The organism is Aquimarina sp. (genome assembly GCF_977115655.1).
In genome coordinates, this window is record NZ_CDSBKO010000059.1 from 15313 (window position 1) to 35283 (window position 19971).

15 protein-coding genes are annotated in these 19971 nt (G+C 32.5%); 11 read left to right on the forward strand and 4 right to left on the reverse strand.

Annotated features, from left to right (window positions below):
* Window positions 1-192: 192 nt before the first annotated feature.
* From ACZIYX_RS19490 to ACZIYX_RS19500, 3 genes are all read right to left on the reverse strand, one after another.
* A complete protein-coding gene (locus ACZIYX_RS19490; protein WP_462683937.1) occupies window positions 193-1491 on the reverse strand; it encodes a carboxypeptidase-like regulatory domain-containing protein in 1299 nt (432 codons plus the stop codon).
* Window positions 1492-1623: 132 nt separating this feature from the next.
* Complete coding sequence (locus ACZIYX_RS19495) at window positions 1624-3027, reverse strand: ATP-binding protein (protein WP_462683938.1); 1404 nt, start codon at window positions 3025-3027, stop codon at window positions 1624-1626.
* 221 nt (window positions 3028-3248) lie between these two features.
* A complete protein-coding gene (locus tag ACZIYX_RS19500; RefSeq protein ID WP_462683939.1) occupies window positions 3249-3782 on the reverse strand; it encodes a hypothetical protein in 534 nt (177 codons plus the stop codon).
* Between the two features lie 342 nt (window positions 3783-4124).
* Between ACZIYX_RS19500 and ACZIYX_RS19505 the strand changes: the two genes are divergently transcribed.
* The 4 genes from ACZIYX_RS19505 to ACZIYX_RS19520 all read left to right on the forward strand — a co-directional run bounded on the left by ACZIYX_RS19505 (window position 4125) and on the right by ACZIYX_RS19520 (window position 9662).
* Entirely contained in the window at window positions 4125-6449 is a 2325-nt protein-coding gene (locus ACZIYX_RS19505) for a hypothetical protein (RefSeq protein ID WP_462683940.1), read from the forward strand.
* A gap of 46 nt (window positions 6450-6495) precedes the next feature.
* Complete coding sequence (parS, locus tag ACZIYX_RS19510) at window positions 6496-6948, forward strand: type II RES/Xre toxin-antitoxin system antitoxin (RefSeq protein ID WP_462683941.1); 453 nt, start codon at window positions 6496-6498, stop codon at window positions 6946-6948.
* Entirely contained in the window at window positions 6948-7403 is a 456-nt protein-coding gene (locus ACZIYX_RS19515) for an RES family NAD+ phosphorylase (RefSeq protein ID WP_462683942.1), read from the forward strand. Before parS ends, ACZIYX_RS19515 begins: the two co-directional genes overlap by 1 nt.
* A 195-nt stretch (window positions 7404-7598) precedes the next feature.
* Entirely contained in the window at window positions 7599-9662 is a 2064-nt protein-coding gene (locus ACZIYX_RS19520) for a M13 family metallopeptidase (RefSeq protein WP_462683943.1), read from the forward strand.
* A 251-nt stretch (window positions 9663-9913) separates the two neighbouring features.
* On the opposite strand, the gene ACZIYX_RS19525 is transcribed toward ACZIYX_RS19520, so the two are convergent.
* Window positions 9914-10558 carry a hypothetical protein gene (locus ACZIYX_RS19525; RefSeq protein ID WP_462683944.1) on the reverse strand — a complete coding sequence of 215 codons (645 nt, stop codon included), beginning with the start codon at window positions 10556-10558 and terminating at the stop codon, window positions 9914-9916.
* Between the two features lie 111 nt (window positions 10559-10669).
* Here ACZIYX_RS19525 and ACZIYX_RS19530 point away from each other — a divergent pair, with 111 nt between their 5' ends.
* The 7 genes from ACZIYX_RS19530 to ACZIYX_RS19560 all read left to right on the forward strand — a co-directional run bounded on the left by ACZIYX_RS19530 (window position 10670) and on the right by ACZIYX_RS19560 (window position 18662).
* Window positions 10670-12004, forward strand: a complete 1335-nt coding sequence (locus tag ACZIYX_RS19530) for an aspartate kinase (protein ID WP_462683945.1) — start codon at window positions 10670-10672, stop codon at window positions 12002-12004.
* Window positions 12005-12284: 280 nt separating this feature from the next.
* Complete coding sequence (locus ACZIYX_RS19535; protein ID WP_462683946.1) at window positions 12285-13823, forward strand: YifB family Mg chelatase-like AAA ATPase; 1539 nt, start codon at window positions 12285-12287, stop codon at window positions 13821-13823.
* Between the two features lie 147 nt (window positions 13824-13970).
* Window positions 13971-15101, forward strand: coding sequence for a DUF2891 domain-containing protein (locus ACZIYX_RS19540; protein ID WP_462683947.1), 1131 nt, complete (start codon window positions 13971-13973; stop codon window positions 15099-15101).
* On the forward strand, window positions 15102-16319 hold the full coding sequence (locus ACZIYX_RS19545; protein ID WP_462683948.1) for an Nramp family divalent metal transporter: 1218 nt from the start codon (window positions 15102-15104) through the stop codon (window positions 16317-16319). It begins immediately after the preceding gene.
* Between the two features lie 25 nt (window positions 16320-16344).
* Window positions 16345-17070, forward strand: a complete 726-nt coding sequence (pxpA, locus tag ACZIYX_RS19550; protein ID WP_462683949.1) for a 5-oxoprolinase subunit PxpA — start codon at window positions 16345-16347, stop codon at window positions 17068-17070.
* 12 nt (window positions 17071-17082) lie between these two features.
* Window positions 17083-17808: a 5-oxoprolinase subunit PxpB gene (pxpB, locus tag ACZIYX_RS19555; RefSeq protein ID WP_462683950.1), complete on the forward strand. Its 726-nt coding sequence runs from the start codon at window positions 17083-17085 to the stop codon at window positions 17806-17808.
* Window positions 17805-18662, forward strand: coding sequence for a 5-oxoprolinase subunit C family protein (locus ACZIYX_RS19560; RefSeq protein WP_462683951.1), 858 nt, complete (start codon window positions 17805-17807; stop codon window positions 18660-18662). The genes pxpB and ACZIYX_RS19560 overlap by 4 nt, the downstream gene beginning before the upstream one ends.
* Window positions 18663-19971 lie beyond the last annotated feature (1309 nt).

The window sequence follows — 19971 nt, forward strand, 5'->3', positions numbered from 1 at the left end:
TATTATGTACGTTGTCCCGTAAATATAGTATATAGCCTCATAAACACATCTTTTGAGGTTGCTATGGACTGTTGATTAGGATAAAAGTTGGACATCTTTTTGATGTCTGGTTTAAGGAATGTAGTTGGGTATATTGTATATGGATAATTTACTTTATAAAAAAAGGGTATCCACACTTATGTAACAGCAAAATTAATTCAAATTACGTAATTGTTTTTGAATCTTTTGAATAGCAGATTCTATTGGTTTTTCGGGCTCTATAACATTGTATTCTCCCCAAAACTTTGGGTCAGAAAACCCAGAAGCCTCATCACTAATAACAACTGAGGGATTTAACCGGTCTTTAGGTTTTATAGTTTCATTATTTGGGTTCTTTTCCCAGTCGGTAACTGCCATTTCTACGTTTAATTTGTAGATAGTGTTAAACAATTTTTTCTTCCAGTTTATTTTTACAACAAGATCAATTCGTCCATAGCCATAATACCATCTGCCATCATTTTGCCGATAATCAATAGTATAACTGGCAAGAGTAGGCTGCACTTTTGCGTTTTTCGGCTTTTTTCTAACAAACATTTTACTTACCTCTTCTTTATTATCCATGTTAAGGCTAAAAGTAGCTTTGGTCATTGCTAATGTTTCAGAATCTATGTATAATTTTCCAAAATATAAAGGTTCTTTTATATGTGAGTGTTGTTTGAAATTTAAAACATAAATATCCCGATCATTAATTTTTGTGGATTTATCAAAACTAAATTGATAATTATTGGTCATATTTTCTGTAAAAAGAAGTTCGGGTTTTTTCATTACATCCAGCCACAATGCACTGGATGGACCTCCTTGCAATTTTAATGTCAAGGTGTCCAATTTTTTGTAATCTGCACTTTTTCGCGCCTTAAAAAGCCTGATAATATCTGTTTTTGGAGATTCGTACGGGCTTTTATATATATCAACTACAGCTTCAGAAAGTGAAACATAAGTTCTGCGTTTTTTTATGGTTTCTCTGTAAAACGCAGTCATAACAACATTATCGTTTAGGTAATTACTTCCTTTTTTCTTAATAACAGCTCGTATTAGGGCTTCAGGATCTTTAGAGCCTATAGTTATCTCAGATAATTCTGTAATAGATACTTCCAGTTTTATTTTTAATACACCTCCGTTAAATTCTGAAAGAGCAATTGTTTTGTCCCGATATCCAAGATGGGAAATGATTATTTTTGAATCTGCCATGTCTTTGGGAACTTTTAACAAAAATTCACCTTCATCATTAGTAATGGTAGAAATATTAGTTTCTTTTACAGAAATGGTTACAGAAGCAAGCGGTTTATTGGTTTCTAAATCAAAAATATACCCTTTGTATTCGTCATAATTAATACTATCAGTGCTATCCTGAAAACAGGTGAATGAATAAATGTTTATGGGATATCCAATTATTAAAAAAACAAACAAAAGCAAGTTTTTAAATTTTTTGTATGATAAAGTATTTTTAGCCATAGCTCAATCTTTTTGGTTGTAAACTAGTTTAAGAGCTTATCCTAAAACAATATAATAAATTTTGAACAAAAGTTCGTTGTTAATACGTTAAAACAATAATTTAAGCAAAAAGAGGTGCTGCGTTATGTATTTTTAATGATAATCACTATGATCTCCAAACCAATTTTTGAGTTTTATATTTAAAATTTCTGTAGTAAAAGGTTTGGTAATATAATCATCCAGGCCTTTGGCTATATATCTTTCTGCATCCCCTGGCAAAGCGTTAGAAGTTAAAGCTATTACCGGAGGAACATTTTTATAACTTTCGCGAATGAGATTACATGTTTGTACACCATCTAATTCTGGTAAATTAATATCCATTAAAATAAGATCATACCAGTTTTCTTTAAACATCTGCAATGCTTGTTTGCCGTTTTTTGCTACCTCTGTAGTGCATCCCAAATATTTTAAAATTTGTTCTGACACCAATATACTTGTTTCAGAATCTTCAACTAATAATATATGAAGGTTGTATTGTTGTGGAACAATATTTTGCATGATTTTACCTTCTTTGGCTATAGAAACACCAATCCTTCTGGTTTTAAAAGTAAACCAAAAGTTACTGCCTTTTCCAAACTCGCTTTCTACCCCTAATTCTCCTTGCATCAGGCTTACTAATTTTTTACATATTGTAAGCCCAAGCCCACTTCCTTCTCCAGCTATAATAGAAGCTTCGTTAAATTGACTAAATCTTGCGAACAAAGTTTCCTGATCTTTTTTATGGATACCGATACCAGAATCGATAACCTCTACTTTTATAGTCAATTCATCATTTTTTTCAGTAACAATAGAAGTTTTTATATGTATTTCACCTTTTTGAGTAAATTTTATGGCATTACCAATAAGGTTAGAAATAACTTGAGTTAAGCGATTACTATCCCCCATTATATTTTCTGGCAAATTATCTGAATATGTAGAAACTAATTTTATTTCTTTGACACCAAAGGTAGCAGAAAAAAGATCAATATTTTGACGAATCAAATTTTTGAAATTGATATTTGTAGGAAATAGGCTGAATTTTCCGGATTCTATTTTTGATATATCCAGAATTTGATTTAAAATATCCAACAAATTAAGGGAAGATTGATGAATAGTAGAAACATATTCTTTTTGAAGATCATTTAGAGTAGTATTTTTATAAAGTAAATCGATCATTCCTATAACGCCAACCATGGGAGTTCTTATTTCATGACTCATATTGGCTAAAAAATCTTGTTTAAATTTTGAAGCCCTTAAAATTTGTTTATTTGTTTGTTTTAATTTGTCCAAATTCCTACCTCCAAACATTGCAAATAATCCCAAAAAAAAGGGAGCTGTATCTATGATATAATGGATTGGATAGTTTTTTTGCACAAAAATTGCAGATTTCCATGAAAAATCAAGACCAAGATTTACTATATCTATACTCGTGGCCAAAATTGGAAAAACAAAACCAAACATGATCCCATATAAAGTATATCTAGCAGTTTCAGATTTGAACCATGATATGTGAACCATAATTAATTTATTTGGTGGAGTTCTGCATTGATTTGGTACTCTAAACTCGAGGGTATGGGTTTATACCAAGGGATAACTTGTTAAATATAGGTTTTTTTGAAATACAATAGCTGTTTTATTCATAAATTAAACGAATAGACAATAACATAAAAGACCTTTTTTTGAAAAAATCCACGACAAAACAGTGCCGTGGATTTTAAACCTTACTTTTAATGATTAATTTATCCTTTAAAAACTATCTTTTTTAGTTTGTATCCCTCTATTTTTATTAAATATGTTTTAGGATCTATGTAGTTTTGAATATAGTCATCTACATTACCTTTGTCTAGTAATCTTCCAGACATGTTATAAAGGCTGTAATTAAGACCTTGTGGAACATCTTTTATGTGTTTAAAAGTTTTTTGATCCGTATTTTGTTGACAGGTATCATCTGCCAAAAATCTATCAATAAAAGTGATTCTTCCTTGTTCTTGACCTTCTAGGGTTACTGTTGCGGTTTCATCTATATCTATTATACCACTTCCGGTAAGATCACCAAGAATTATTAAACAAGCATTTCTGATTTTTATTCGTACTCCTGCTTCTAAGTGCAAGCTTTCTGTAATAAAAATAACACCTTCTTCTGTGTTTTCATCCAAACCATCAACAATTGTATTTTCTGTAACAGACATTAATTTATATGAAATGTCAATTTTTGTATTTGCAAAAGTAATGCTTGTTAAAAACAAGGCTAATATGGGTAAAAATGTTTTCATAAAGTTTGGTTTTAGGGTTAAACTCTTATTTTTTGTAAGTAAAAGCTTACTATTTTTGATTTTTAATCGATGTAAGACTTAAAATCAACGACAATATACAAAATTTTAGATTAAAAATGTGTTTTTTTACACGATAATATTGATATGATTTGTGATTTTAATATAAAAAACCCGAATAAGTCCTTGTAAACACTATAAATAGGGTATGTGTTTTTTTATTTTCCGACCAATAATTATCTATTCAATTAGTTTTTGGGTAAAGGAATTAACTTTTCTAAAACAGGAGTATTAGTTTAATTCATTTAGATTTATACCATTCTTAAATACCTAATTATTGTAGAAATGATAAAACCATTGTTGTTTTTTCAGCATTTTAGTGTCTGGTTTAAAATATTATTAGAAGAATTATATAATAATATTATTAGTTTATTTTTTTTGCTGGCAGTATATTTTGCCTTGTGGCATTTTCCCCAAACAATAGATTTACTACTAATCCTTAACCAAGCAGATGCATTTATATTTGAGGTGCCTTTATATTTTTTTCTTCTTACAGTCTCCGCGTTTTTAATTTGGAATATTCCCAAATATTTTTATTTCTATAATTATAAGGATATTTCATTTTCTAATCTGATTGGTTTTATACCAAATCAGCATTATAAGTTTCAATCAAAAGCAACACCTGTACGATACCATTATCAGGTTAAAATTCACATGAGGAAGATTGTGCCTAGGATATTAGCTTTATTGTTATTAGTTATTTCGGCCTTGAGTATATTAAATGCCATGAAGCTTTTTGAATTGGATAATATATATACTAATTTTTTAAATCCGGAAAACACACTGGTTTTTAGCATCTTTTTCTTATTGTTGTTATCAGAACCTTTTCTGTATAAACAGATACAAGGCTTTTTTTATAAAACACCTAAAACCAATGTCTTTTTAATTTTGTTATCTATAGGCTTAATTATTTTTATAATATCCCTTGGAACATTAAATACACAAACAGAAAAAGACTTGGGAAACCTATTTTTATCTAATAGTGCATTGGTTATATTTTTTTTTACGTTATCCTTTAATAGTTATCTTTTTTTAAAAGAATTTCCAAAAAAAATATTTTATGGATCGGTTTTAATAGCAGGGTTTGTTTTATTACTTTCTTTTTTACTACTTAATTTCATTCCAGAATGGTCTGTTCGTATCAATCCATTATCTGTTTTGATACTATCTTTATTGAGTTTGTTTATGATAAGTTTTGTATTGATTCTTTTGGGTAAAAAGATACGATTACCCTTGTTTTCTATAACCGTTATCCTATGTTTGTTCTCCGCAAGATTTTTTTCAAAGCATTCAGGTCATTATCAGCTTGCCCTCAAATCAGCTAATATAGAGAGACCTCTAATGGAAGAGTATGTATATGAATGGATAAAGAAAAGGGTTCCTTTAATAAAAGGTCAAAAAGGAAGTTTTCCCATAATAATTGCTTCCTCAGAAGGAGGAGGTTCCAGAGCTGGTCTTTGGTCTTTTTTGGTACACAGTTATTTGTACGAAAAATCTAACGGAAAATATTTTGAAGAAAATTTATTGGTATTAACAGGAGCCTCAGGAGGAAGTGTAGGTAACTCTATGTTTTTTATAGAAGCACAACAAGCTCTATTAGAACACAAAAAAGCTAATTTTAAAATAGCCCCGGATAATGAAAACCAGATTTTGAAATATAAAGCAAGTGCTGTTTATAAAGAGAATTACTTATCTGTAGCCTTACTTTCTTTATTAGGAAGAGATCTGTTTAAAGAAAGTACAGGTTTGTTCAAGTTTAAAAATAGAGGGCAATTATTAGAAGAGCAATGGGGCAGTAAATACAGGGAACTCTTTTTGCAAAAAAAAGATGAAAATGTTTTACAAAAAGAGTTTTTGTCTTTTTATAAAAATGTTATAGATAAATCGGGTAGGATAACAGGCAATATAGTACCCCCTTTATTATTAATTAATACAACACATACACAAACCGGAAATTATAATGTGATAAGTCCTGTTGCTTATAATCATTTAAAACCTCTTACAGGTTTAAATGATTTTATAGAAAATTTACAACAAAGCTATCCCAAAAAATCTATCGCAATAGCTACAGCTATGCGTATAAATGCAAGTTTTCCTTATATAACACCTGTTGGGGAAATACGAAAAAAATCTAAATCAGGGATATTATATTCAGACCAATATGCAGATGCAGGATATTATGATAACATTGGAGGTACAGTATCCAAAGGGGTAGAAGAGGTTTTAAAAAAAATACTGCAAGATTCTTTTCCTTTATTGCAGAATAAAATAAAAATTAAACATTTAATTATTTCTAATAACGAAGAACGTAATATTGTAAAAACACAAACACAATTTGATGCTCCATTAACAACTTTACAAAATGTAAGGTATGGTCATACCCAAGAAATTATCAAAAAATTAGAAAATAGCTATGAGGTAAAATTAAAACCAACTATGATACCAATTTCTCCTCCAAAATCATTGTTGAAAAATGCAGAAAAGGAAGTTCTTTTAATAAAACCTGTTCTACCATTAGGCAGGTATTTATCCACGGTAGCTGTTAGATCAATAGAAGCAAGGTTACATGAGGTAAAACCAGAATTAGACTCAATTTTAACAATAAAATAAGACACTTGTCGTTTTTTTTTGTATTTTTGTCATAAAATATGTAGTTATGAGCGCAGTATCCCCATTAGATTTTGATAGTTTTGAAAATAAAGGTTTGTTACGATACTTAAATATAGATATCCCATTACGTAATATGTATGATTTTATAGAGTTGTCAAGAAACGGAATAGATAAAAAAGCACTGCTACATTTGGCAAAGACTATTGATTTTGATCTTAAAGAACTATCCCATGTTTTAAATATGTCAGAGCGTACAATACAACGCTATGATTTGAATAAAAAGCTAAATACAGAAGCCAGTGCCAAAGTATTACAACTGGCTAAGCTTTATGCAAAGGGAGAGAATATTTTTGGGGATCTTAGTCGTTTTAAAAGCTGGATGGAGCATCCAAGTGTAGCACTGGCTATGAAAAAACCAAAAGAACTTTTGGATACTACTTTTGGGTTTCAATTATTAAATGAAGAATTGGTTCGTATAGAACATGGAATTTTTGCATAATGCAGGTATATAGAATAGCAAAGCAGAAATATATTAAAGATTTAACCGGGATTGGAGCTAAAACAGTAGGTGGCAGATGGAACCCTAAAGGGGTCGCTGTTTTATATACCAGTACTACCGCTGCACTTTCTGCACTTGAAGTATTAGCTCATTTACCAGCAGCATATTTTCCAGATGATATGGCAATTGCTTCTATAGAAGTTCCGGATACCTTAATAACCGAAATAGACCCAAGTAAATTACCGGATAACTGGAATAAAATACCAGTACCGGTAGAAGTTCAGAATTTTGGAATGCAATGGATAATAGAAGAAAAATATTTGGGACTTATGGTACCGAGTATTATAATACCTAAAGAAAAAAACCTCTTGATTAATCCTTTACATCCCAAGTTCAATAAAGTAAAACTTCTAAGTGTAGAACCTTTTTCTTTTGATACCCGATTGTTAAAATAAAAAATACTTGCTCTAAGTACATTTTAGGGTGTATTCTATTTATTTATTCTTATTTTTTCGTTAAAAAAAGGAGTAAATAGGGACAACATACTTCATTTTATATAAATTACAAAATTAATATTCGTAACGAATCCTTAATTCATGCGTCATATTGTAATAATTAATCATAATATTAATAATAGAATGAGTATAAAAATGAAAAATGTATACTTTTTGGCAACATTCGCTTTTGTTTTTGGTAGTTGTAAAAATGAAACAAAAAAAATAGAAAATGAACCAGTTGCTCAAGTAGAAAAGATCCCGGGAATAGTTCTGGAAAATATGGATACTTCAGTTAGCCCTAAAGATGATTTCTACAATTATGTTAATGGTAATTGGATGAAAAACACCACTATTCCTGATGATCGTACCAGTTGGGGAGGGTTTGGGGTTCTTCGTAAATCAACAGACCAGGATGTATTAGAAATTTTAGCCAATGCTAAGAAAAGCGGAAAATATAGTGCAGATACAGATCAAGCAAAAGCACTGGCTATTTTTGATACAAAACTAGATACTATAGCTAGAAATAAAGCAGGTATTGCACCTCTGGAATCAGCTCTTAAAGATATAGAATCGATTAAAAATATTGCGGACTTACAAACAGTACTTGCAAAAAATCCATCCGTATCTTCTCCTTTTATTGGGATAGGAGTACAAGCAGATTTAAATAACAGTGCAATGAATGCTGTATATTTAGGAGCAAACGGTTTGGGATTACCCGATAGAGATTATTATTTAGATCAGGATGAAAAATCTAAAGATATTAGAGAAGAGTATAAAAAGCATATCGTTAGAATGTTACAAATCTTAGGAGACACAGAGGCAGATGCTACTGCTGCTTCAGATAAAATCCTTGAATTAGAAACAAAATTGGCAGAGCCAAGATTAAATAAGGTAGAAAGTAGAGATGCAAGAAACTATAACAATCCTAGAACAATAGCAGAAGCAGATAAAATGTTATCGTCTATCGACCTTAATAAGATGATAAGTGATCTTGGAGTTACAAAAAAGTTTGACACTATTATTGTAGCACAATTAAGATATGCTAAAGCATTAGACGGGTTTTTAAAAAATACTCCTATCGAAGATTTAAAAACTTTGGTTAGATGGGATACTTTTAATAGTGCAACAAATCAATTAACCACAGATATTGAAAGAAAAAACTGGGAGTTTTATAGTAAATATTTAAGAGGTCAAAAAGAACAACGGCCAGCAGATGAAAGAGCGCTTGCAGTAGTTAATAATACGGTAGGAGAAGCATTAGGACAACTATATGTAGATGCAAAATTTCCGCCAGAAGCTAAGGAAAAGGCCGAAAAAATGATTGCTAATGTAATCAATGCATATAAAAAACGTATCCAGAAGTTAGATTGGATGGGGGATGAAACAAAAGCAAAAGCAATTGAGAAATTAGAAAAGTTTACAGTTAAGATTGGCTATCCTGATAAATGGGAAGATTATTCAAAAATGGAAGTGTCCGCAGATAAATCTTATTTTGATAATATGGTCGCGGTAAACAAATGGACTAAAGATAAAAACTATGCAGAAATAGGAGAGCCTGTAGATAAATCAAAATGGGGGATGTCACCGCAAACAGTAAATGCATATTTTAATCCGCTTAATAATGAAATAGTTTTTCCAGCAGCAATACTTCAGCCACCATTTTATAATTATACAGCAGACGATGCTGTTAATTATGGAGGAATTGGAGCAGTAATAGGACATGAGATATCACACGCTTTTGATGATTCTGGTGCTCGTTTTGATGCAAAAGGAAACCTTTCTAACTGGTGGACAGATGAGGATCTTGCCAAATTTACAGAAAGAGGAGATGCTTTGGCAGAACAATATAGTGCAATAGAAGTGTTGGATAGTGTATACATTAATGGTAAATTTACGTTAGGAGAGAATATCGGTGACCTGGGAGGAGTACTAGGGGCTTATGATGGATTGCAAATGCATTTTGCAGAAAATGGTACGCCAGAAAAAATTGATGGATTTACACCAGAACAACGTTTCTTTATGTCTTGGGCTACTGTATGGCGTACTCTGGTACGAGATGATGCTTTAAGAACGCAAATTAAAACAGATCCTCATTCACCTGGTAAAGTTCGTGCAATACAGCCGCTATTAAATGTCCAAGCGTTTTATGATGCATTTGATATTAAAGAAGGAGATAAAATGTATTTAGCACCAGACAAAAGAGTACATATCTGGTAATTATATAGCAATATGTTTTTATTATAAAACCCTGCGATTTAGCAGGGTTTTTGTATACTTAGTCATTGCTTGGATTTATACCAATTTAATTTTCTAATGACATATTAAATATAGCTAAATTAATATGAAATGGCATGAAAGATTTATAAAGGAAAAAATAATTCAATTTAATTATACGCCATCAAAAAATTAAATTGGTATTATATTGATATTTCAAAACTAAACCGGTATTACAACAAAATTTAAGCGCGCTAGTTTTCTTTTATCTCATTCATTAATAAAAAAGCTTTATTGACATATTCTTTTTCTAAAAACAAAGTAAAATAATTTGAAGTAGAAATAACCTCAAAAACAGGAATACCCTCGTATGCCAATAACTTAAAAATATAAAAATACAAACCAATAGCTTTGGTGTTATCTTCGGGCAGAGCAATAGAAATAGAAGATAAATTATCTGTAACAGAAATGCATGTCTCCTCTTTAAAATGTTTTTCAACTATATTTTTAAGCGATGAAGTTACCAAAATATTACTTTCCTGAAAATTACTGGAATATGTAAAATAAGCTTTTGTTTCATTTTTTACATTCTCTAACAGATTGCTTTGGCTCGTTAAAATACTATTAGAATTTAAAAAAGTATACTCTGTTATACCAGATCTTACCACAATATCTCCTAAGTTTCTTAAATTATCGATATGTTTAATTCGTTTGGGATGGTAACGTCTTAGTGCCATAACAATAGAACCAGCCTTAACAGGTTTCTTCATTGTTTTTTCTACAGTAGGTAATAGATCAACAGCCAAAGAACTAAAGTTTATAATATCTCTGGATAAAGCATCCTCAAGAAAAGGTTGGTGCCTTAAAATATTATGCACACAATCTGTAATTGTTTTCATTGTTATATATTTAACATACTGTACAAATCTATGCTTTTTATTTTAAAAAATTTATTATTTGTATAGTATTAATTAATTATGCAGTGTTAAAAATAGTAAAAAGGTAGATTGATGAAAATTTTAAAGTTTGGAGGAACCTCTGTAGGATCTGTAGAAAACCTAAATAGAGTAAAAGATATTTTAATAGCAGATCAAGAGGATAAAATTGTAGTTTGTTCTGCTATGTCTGGTGTTACAGACCAATTAGTTAGATTGGTAGAGAATATAAAATTTAACGATGCCGATGCTATAACCAGAAACTTACATCGTTTAGAAAGTAAACATACCGATGTCATAGATACATTGATTTTTGATGAAACAATAAAAAACAAACTCAAAGATGGTTTATCATCTATGATAACAGAAATGTTTGAGATATCTAGTCAAGAATATTCAGATGTTATTAATTCCAGAATAATTACTTATGGAGAAACGTTGTTGACTTATATCTTTTCCGGGTTTTTAAACTCTATAGGAGTCTCTAACATTTTATTGGATGCCAAGGAATTTATGTACGTAGATTCTGTAGATAATCCAAATCAGGATAAAGTTGGAAAAAAATTGAACGAGGTTTTAAAAAATAACCCACAATCATCATTATATATAACACAAGGTTTTGTTTGCAGAGACGAAAAAGAACAGATTAGCCATCTAAAGAGGGGAGGAAGTGATTATACAGCCACCATTATTGCAGCATCCATAAACGCTTCAGAAGTACAAATCTGGACAGATATAGATGGATTACATAATAATGACCCAAGATATGTAGACGAAACACACCCTATTTCGCATCTTACCTATAATGAAGCAGCAGAATTAGCTTATTTTGGAGCTAAAATTCTTCACCCACAAACAGTTTCACCTTTAGTAGATAAAGATATTCCTGTATTTTTAAAAAATACTTTTGATCCGGAAGCTACAGGAACAGTAATCTCAAATAAAACATATCAAAAAGGATTAAAAGCTATCTCTGCAAAAGATAATATTACCGCGATTAAGATAAAATCTAATCGAATGCTAATGACACATGGTTATCTAAGGAGGATTTTTGAGGTTTTTGATAACCATCATACCTCTATTGATATGATTACTACTTCAGAAATTGCAATATCACTAACTATAGACGATACTAGTAATTTAGATGAAATAATCAAAGAAATAGAAGCTTATGGAGAGGTAACTGTAGATCAGGATCATAGTATAATCTGTATAGTAGGAGAATCTGTTATTAACGATAAAAATTCATACAGACTTTTTGAGATATTAAATTTTATTCCAGTGCGAATGGTTTCTTATGGAGGAAGCAATAATAATATATCGATTCTGGTAGATACCAAAGATAAAATACCAGCATTAAAATTTTTAAATGAAAAATTGTTTCTTGTACAAAAAGAAGCAATACTATAATTGTTTGTTATGTAATTTATACATAAATATAAGTAGGGTGTAAGCTTTGTAGTAATGCTATATGTAATATATTCTTAATAAAGTGGCAGCCCTGCTTTTTTATACATAGCAGAGTGTATAACCATCGATTCGACAGATTTTTTATAGTAAATCTGGTGTGAATAGATGGTTTTTTGCTTTTTTGCAATTATTTTTAATTTTAATTTTCTTCCCATACAAAAAATAAGTTTCATTTTTTAAAACTAATTATACTTATGTTTGTATTTATACAAAAATATATATGCTTACAAAAGTATTTGGTAGTGCTGTTTTTGGGGTTGAGGCGACTTCAATAACTGTAGAAGTTAATATTGATAAAGGGATAGGATACCATTTGGTAGGTCTGCCGGACAATGCAATAAAAGAAAGTAGCTATCGTATTGCTGCTGCTTTGCAAAACAATGGGTATAAACTACCAGGTAAAAAAATAACTATCAATATGGCGCCTGCAGACTTAAGAAAAGAAGGTTCTGCCTACGATCTTACATTAGCCTTGGGGATTCTTGCCGCAAGCTCTCAAATTAAAGGAACGGCTATTTCAGAATATGTAATAATGGGAGAATTATCTCTGGATGGTGGTCTGCAACCAATTCGGGGAGCACTTCCTATAGCTATTAAAGCTCGCGAAGAAGGATTTAAAGGGTTTATATTACCTAAGCAAAATGCAAAAGAAGCAGCGATTGTAGATAATTTGGAAGTATATGGAGTAGATAACATTAAAGAAGTAATTGACTTTTTTGACGAAAAAGGAACGCTAGAGCAAACTATAGTAAATACAAGAGAAGAGTTTTATACAGCATTAGATAATCCCGAATTTGATTTTGCAGATGTAAAAGGACAAGAAAGTATAAAGCGGTGTATGGAAATTGCTGCTGCAGGAGGACATAATATTATATTGGTAGGTCCTCCAGGAAGCGGTAAAACAATGATAAGTAAAAGATTACCCAGTATTTTACCTCCAATGTCATTACAAGAAGCTTTAGAGACTACAAAAATACATAGTGTAGTAGGACGTATCAAAAATAATGTGGGGTTAATGGCACAACGTCCTTTCAGGAGTCCGCACCATACTATATCCAATGTAGCACTGGTAGGCGGGGGAAGTTATCCGCAACCCGGCGAAATATCGTTGTCTCACAATGGAGTCTTGTTTTTGGATGAATTACCAGAATTTAAGCGTGAAGTTTTAGAAGTAATGCGACAACCTCTGGAAGATAGAGAAGTAACCATATCCAGAGCTAAGTTTACAGTAACCTATCCATCTAGTTTTATGTTGGTAGCAAGTATGAATCCAAGTCCCGGAGGCTATTTTAATGATCCTAATGCACCTGTTACATCTTCGCCGGCAGAAATGCAGCGCTATCTTAGTAAAATTTCAGGACCATTATTAGATCGAATAGATATTCATATAGAGGTTACACCAGTACCATTTGATAAACTTAGCGAAGAAAGAAGGGGGGAGTCAAGCGTAGAAATAAGAAAACGGGTAACCTTTGCCAGGGATATCCAAACCAAACGTTTTGAAGCCTTAAAAAATATACATTATAATGCACAAATGGGGGTAAAGCAAATACGGGAGTATTGCAAATTAGAAGCTAGCTCAAAAGAACTGCTTAAAACAGCTATGGAGCGGTTAAACCTTTCTGCAAGAGCGTATGATCGTATTCTAAAAGTGTCCAGAACAATAGCAGATCTGGAAGGTGCCGAATCTATACAAGGAGATCATATTTCTGAAGCGATTCAATATCGGAGTCTGGATAGAGATGGTTGGCTGGGATAAGATATTTTAGTGTTTTAACAGTATACTTTAGTATTTACTTAAAATTTATAAACTATTCCCTGTTCTTATTAACAATTTTAGTAGTCTGCATAAGGAAATCAATATTTTTAGAGGAATCATTTTTTTTCAAAACTTTAAATATTGATTATGAACCGAATACTATTTTTAATCATAGGGCTGGCTCTTTTAGGTTGTAATAAAGAAGTAAAAACACAACATCAAGAGTCAGAGGAGATACATACTGAAGCAGTACAAGAAAACCCAATAGAAACTCCTTTACAACTCACCTTAAAACAAGCGAATACTCTTGCAGATCTCCCATTAGCTTGCTTACAAATAGAGTACCCTAACAAATTAGGGCAGACATTAGGAGGGAAAGAAAATATAGGAGAACCCCATAGTTTGCATCCGGCGTTTTATGGTTGTTTTGATTGGCATTCTTCGGTACACGGGCACTGGTCTTTGGTAAAACTTCTAAAAGAATTTCCAAACCTTGAAAAAAGAGAAGAAGCAAGAATTAAATTACTTCAAAATATATCTGCAAAAAATATAGAAGAAGAGGTTACTTATTTTGAAGGAAAACATAACAAATCTTATGAAAGAACTTATGGTTGGGCGTGGTTGCTTAAATTGGCAGAAGAGTTGCATACCTGGCAAGACCCTTTGGCAAGAGAGTTAGAACAAAATTTGCAACCGCTAACAGATATTATAATACAAAGGTATATTGATTTTTTACCAAAGTTAAAATACCCGGTTCGGGTAGGAGAGCACCCAAATACAGCATTTGGATTATCTTTTGCATGGGATTATGCACATACTACAGGAAATCAAAAACTGAAAGCGCTTATAGAAAAAAGAGCAAAAGATTTTTATACAAAAGATAAAGGTTGTCCGATTAGTTGGGAGCCTGGAGGTTATGATTTTTTATCTCCTTGTTTAGAAGAAGTCGATTTAATGCGAAGAATATTAGATAAATCCCAGTTTGATATTTGGATTACCAACTTTATGCCACAGCTCAAAAATAAAGATTTTACTATTCCTGTAGGAGAAGTATCGGATCGTACCGACGGAAAATTAGTGCATTTAGATGGGCTTAACTTTAGCAGAGCTTGGGTTTTATACGGGCTTGCAAAGCAATATGAAGACTATGCGCATCTTTTTTCGGTAGCAAATACGCATGTTAATTATTCTTTGCCAAATCTGGTAGGAGATAGTTATGAGGGTGGGCATTGGCTTGGATCATTTGCTATTTATGCTTTAGACACTAATGCAGAGTAAATGAAAAAGTTTTTTAATATAGGACCGGGCACTTGGGTAACAGCAGCTTTTATAGGTCCGGGAACAGTAACGGTATGTACTTTGGCAGGGGTGCAATTTGGATTTTCATTACTATGGGCTTTGGTATTATCTATTATTGCTTGTGTGGTTTTGCAAGAAATGGCAGCAAGATTAGGAGTGGTTACCCAAAAAGGACTAAGCGAAGTGTTAAAATCGCAGTTCGATAATAAAATTGTAAGAGGGATATTGATAGCTTTAATCTTATCCGCAATTTTTATAGGTAATGCAGCTTATGAGGCAGGTAATATAAGTGGAGGAGCATTAGGGTTATCCACACTTTTAGAATCTTCAGGAGGTAACGAACAAAGTATTTCGATTAATTATTTTAGTATAGCTATTGGTATAATAGCTTTTGTGTTACTGTATATTGGTAATTATAAGGTTCTGGAACGTAGTTTAATAGTGTTGGTTTTGTTAATGAGTGCAGCATTTATTGTCACTGCAATAGTAACTAAGCCGGATCTTTCTCTTCTTTTTAGAGGGTTTGTCCCTGATTTTTCTACAGATAACATACTTACTATTGTAGGTTTAATAGGTACTACGGTAGTGCCGTATAATCTATTTCTGCATGCATCCATAGTTAGTGAAAAATGGAAATCTACAGAGGATTTACCCGAAGCAAAAAAAGATACCATAGTAGCGATAGTATTAGGGGGATTAGTCTCTATGGCAATCATAATAACAGGGGCAGCAATACAAGAAGCAGAAATAAATAATGCAGCCGATTTGGCAAAAGGATTAGAACCTGTTTTTGGTTCTATAGCAAAATATGTGTTATCTGTAGGGTTGTTTTCGGCAGGAATTACATCGGCAATTACAGCTCCTCTTGCAGCAGCTTATGTTGTAAAAGGTTGTTTGGGATGGCAGTCAAATCTTAAGAGTAAATCCTTTAGAGCAGTGTGGATGTTTATCCTTTTTTTAGGAGTTTTATTTTCTTCATTAGGGATAAAATCTATAGTAATTATTCAGTTTGCTCAAGTAGCAAACGGGCTTCTTTTACCCATCATCGCAGCCTTCCTTTTATGGGTTATGAATCAACAAAAAATACTAGGTAAATATACCAATACATGGAAACAAAATCTGATAGGGATTTTCATATTGGCGATTACTTGTTTTTTAGGCTTTAGAGGGGTGTGGAAAGTGATTATAAATTTGTAAGTGTAAAAAATATATTTTGTAGGAAATGAATACAATAATTTTTAATGCAGATGTGGGGGAAGAAGCAGGTTTTGATGCAGAAATAATGCCTTTTATTACTTGGTGTAATATAGCTTGTGGAGAGCATGCAGGTAACGGTGAAGTGATACGAAAAACGATCGAACTGGCAATAAAGAATAATGTGAAAATAGGAGCACATCCTTCTTATCCGGATCGCAAAAAATTTGGGAGGGTAAAGATGGATATGCCATATCAAAATTTGGTAGACATAGTAACCGATCAGATTGGGTTAGTAAAATCTCATGCAGAAAAAGCAGGAGTGTATTTACATCATATAAAGCCTCATGGGGCTCTTTACAACGAAGCTTTTAAAAATGAAGAAGTAGCTTCTGCGATTTTAGATTCTGTTAAAAATATCGATAAAAGATTGTATATTATTACGCAAAAAGAATCTAAACTATCGTATCTTGCACAAGGTGATTTTAGGGTGAAGCACGAAGTTTTTGCAGATCGTAATTATAATGAAGATGTATCGCTGGTTTCTCGTTCTGAAAAAAATGCAGTCTTAACAGATGCAAAAGAAATTTTTGATCATGTGTTCAGGATGGTGTCTAAAGGAAAAGTGAAAACTAAAAATGGAGCAGAAGTTCCTGTTGGTTTCGATACAATATGTGTGCATGGAGATAATCCAAAAGCTGTCGGCATTTTACAGTATTTGCATCGGGAGTTTTCATTGTTGAATTTGTTGTGAATTATAAAAAAGATGATCGATAAATTACAATATAAAAGGTATTCAGAAAAGGCAATTTTAATTCAATGGCCTTCAGAAATAGATGAAAAAACATTGCAAGACCTTCTTTTTTATAAAAGTAGCATAGAAATTTTTTATGGTAAATTAATTGTTGAGGTAATATCTGGATATAACTCGTTATTAATTTATTATCATATCACTATAGAGGATTTCTATAGTATTGTTTTGGAGTTAAAATCATTATATTTATCAGGGTTTGAGGATTTAAAGACGAAAAATCGATTATGGAAAATACCAGTTTGCTACTCTCCTTCTTTAGCTTCGGATTTAGAAAGCTTTGCTAGTCAAAAATCGCTAACAATAGATGAGGTGATTACAATGCACACTGCTCCTTTTTACAAAGTTTATTTCATTGGTTTTTTACCGGGATTTTTATATTTAGGTGGTTTGGCAGATCCATTACATTTTGCTAGAAAAAGTACTCCCTCATTAAAAGTTAAAAAAGGATCAGTTGCTATCGGCGGAAAACAAACCGGGGTCTATCCAATAGATAGCCCTGGTGGTTGGCATGTTATAGGTATGTGTCCGTTAGATTTTTTTGATCCAAAATCAGATCCGTGCTGTTTTGTTTCTCCTGGGGATAGTGTACAGTTTATGCCGATAAAAGAAAAAGAATATAACGATATAAGGTTGTTGGTTTCTAATGGAGTTTATCTTCCGGAATCTGTGATTTTATGATGGGATTGGTTAAAATAATAAAGCCAGGTATTTTTACTACGGTGCAAGATGAAGGTCGTTTTGGATTTTCAAAATACGGAGTTCCAAAAAGTGGTGCGATGGATTTAGAGTCATTAAGGTTTGCAAATTTACTTTTAGGAAACGATAAAAATTGCGCATGTATAGAATGGACTTTTCAAGCTCCTGTTTTGCAATTTTCTGAAGCTACAAGTATTGCTTTAACGGGTGCTCCTGTAGATGCTTTTTTAAATGGTGAAAAAATAAAAATGTATCATCAAACCAAGGTGGGTAAAAATGATATTTTGGTTATTAATTTTTGTAAGAATAAAATATATGGATATGTAGGAATTAAAGATGGGTTTAGTTCATCAATAGTGTTAGATAGTAGATCTTATTATGGGGGGATTACTGCTAAAAAAAAGTTATCAGTTGGGGATGGAATTGCATATAAAAAACAAGAATATTTTAAGGGAAATTTCTCTGGTGTTTCGGCTTCTTTTTTTGCAAAAACAACAAAGGTTGTTGAGGTATATCCGGGACCTGAATATGAGTCGTTGTCGATAGAGCAAAAAAGGGTTTTAACTAATTCTGTTTTTACAATTTCTAATACCATAAATCGAATGGCAATTCAGTTAGAAGAAAAGTTAAAAAATAGTATTTCTTCCATAATAACTTCTCCAGTTTTGCCGGGTACGGTACAGTTAACTCCATCAGGTAATTTAATTGTTTTAATGAGAGATTGCCAAACTACAGGTGGATACCCAAGAGTCTTGCAATTAACAGAAAATACGATTAACCAAATTGCACAAAAAAGAATGGGAGAGAAGTTTAATTTTGTTTTAGTAAACTTTTAATTCCTCATGATCTTGCTTCGAGATTATTAATCAAAACTAATGCTTTTTATTTGTCATCCTAGCCCTTCGACTTGGCTCAGGATAAACTAAAGGCTGGATCTATAACAGGATACCTGTGTGTTGCGACAAACTAGTTTTGTTTTCAGAATGATATTCTTTTTGTCATCCCAGTGCATACTGGGATCCATGATGTAATGTTTGCATGTCACCCTTGTCATTCCAGTGCATACTGGAATCCATAATGTGATGTTTGCATGTCACCCTTGTCATCCTAGTGCATACTGTGGGATCCATGATGTAATGTTTGCATGTCACCCTTATCATCCCAGTACATACTGGGATCCATGATGTAATGTTTGAGTGTCATCCTTGCCATCCCAATACATACCGGGATCCATGATGTAATGTTTGAGTGTTACCCTTGTCATTCCATTGCATACCGGGATCCATGATGTAATGTTTGAGTGTTACCCTTGTCATCCCATTGCATACTGGGATCCATAATGTGATGTTTGCATGTTATCCTTATCATCCCAGTGCATACCGGGATCCATGATTTAATGTTTGAGTGTCATCCTTGCCATCCCAATACATACCGGGATCCATGATGTAATGTTTGAGTGTTACCCTTGTCATTCCATTGCATACTGGGATCCATAATGTGATGTTTGCATGTCACCCTCGTCATCCCAGTGCATACCGGGATCCATGGTTTTGCGTTCGTATGTTATCCTTGTCATCCCAGTGCATACTGGAATCCATAATGTGATGTTTGCATGTCACCCTTGTCATCCTAGTGCATACTGTGGGATCCATGATGTAATGTTTGCATGTCACCCTTATCATCCCAGTACATACTGGGATCCATGATGTAATGTTTGAGTGTCATCCTTGCCATCCCAATACATACCGGGATCCATGATGTAATGTTTGAGTGTTACCCTTGTCATTCCATTGCATACCGGGATCCATGATGTAATGTTTGAGTGTTACCCTTGTCATCCCATTGCATACTGGGATCCATAATGTGATGTTTGCATGTTATCCTTATCATCCCAGTGCATACCGGGATCCATGATTTAATGTTTGAGTGTCATCCTTGCCATCCCAATACATACCGGGATCCATGATGTAATGTTTGAGTGTTACCCTTGTCATTCCATTGCATACTGGGATCCATGATGTAATGTTTGCATGTCACCCTTGTCATTCCAGTGCATACTGAGATCCATCATGAGGTGTTCGCATGTTATCCTTGTCATCCTATGTTTGTATAGGGTTTAAATTTCAATAATGATTTACTTTGTTG

What these genes read in the sequence shown, in the direction of transcription:
- ACZIYX_RS19490 (WP_462683937.1), bottom strand. Translation starts at nt 1,491, where the DNA reads ATGGCTAAAAATACTTTATCATACAAAAAATTTAAAAACTTGCTTTTG.
- ACZIYX_RS19495 (WP_462683938.1), bottom strand. Translation starts at nt 3,027, where the DNA reads ATGGTTCACATATCATGGTTCAAATCTGAAACTGCTAGATATACTTTA.
- ACZIYX_RS19500 (WP_462683939.1), bottom strand. Translation starts at nt 3,782, where the DNA reads ATGAAAACATTTTTACCCATATTAGCCTTGTTTTTAACAAGCATTACT.
- ACZIYX_RS19505 (WP_462683940.1), top strand. Translation starts at nt 4,125, where the DNA reads ATGATAAAACCATTGTTGTTTTTTCAGCATTTTAGTGTCTGGTTTAAA.
- parS (WP_462683941.1), top strand. Translation starts at nt 6,496, where the DNA reads ATGAGCGCAGTATCCCCATTAGATTTTGATAGTTTTGAAAATAAAGGT.
- ACZIYX_RS19515 (WP_462683942.1), top strand. Translation starts at nt 6,948, where the DNA reads ATGCAGGTATATAGAATAGCAAAGCAGAAATATATTAAAGATTTAACC.
- ACZIYX_RS19520 (WP_462683943.1), top strand. Translation starts at nt 7,599, where the DNA reads ATGAAAAATGTATACTTTTTGGCAACATTCGCTTTTGTTTTTGGTAGT.
- ACZIYX_RS19525 (WP_462683944.1), bottom strand. Translation starts at nt 10,558, where the DNA reads ATGAAAACAATTACAGATTGTGTGCATAATATTTTAAGGCACCAACCT.
- ACZIYX_RS19530 (WP_462683945.1), top strand. Translation starts at nt 10,670, where the DNA reads ATGAAAATTTTAAAGTTTGGAGGAACCTCTGTAGGATCTGTAGAAAAC.
- ACZIYX_RS19535 (WP_462683946.1), top strand. Translation starts at nt 12,285, where the DNA reads ATGCTTACAAAAGTATTTGGTAGTGCTGTTTTTGGGGTTGAGGCGACT.
- ACZIYX_RS19540 (WP_462683947.1), top strand. Translation starts at nt 13,971, where the DNA reads ATGAACCGAATACTATTTTTAATCATAGGGCTGGCTCTTTTAGGTTGT.
- ACZIYX_RS19545 (WP_462683948.1), top strand. Translation starts at nt 15,102, where the DNA reads ATGAAAAAGTTTTTTAATATAGGACCGGGCACTTGGGTAACAGCAGCT.
- pxpA (WP_462683949.1), top strand. Translation starts at nt 16,345, where the DNA reads ATGAATACAATAATTTTTAATGCAGATGTGGGGGAAGAAGCAGGTTTT.
- pxpB (WP_462683950.1), top strand. Translation starts at nt 17,083, where the DNA reads ATGATCGATAAATTACAATATAAAAGGTATTCAGAAAAGGCAATTTTA.
- ACZIYX_RS19560 (WP_462683951.1), top strand. Translation starts at nt 17,805, where the DNA reads ATGATGGGATTGGTTAAAATAATAAAGCCAGGTATTTTTACTACGGTG.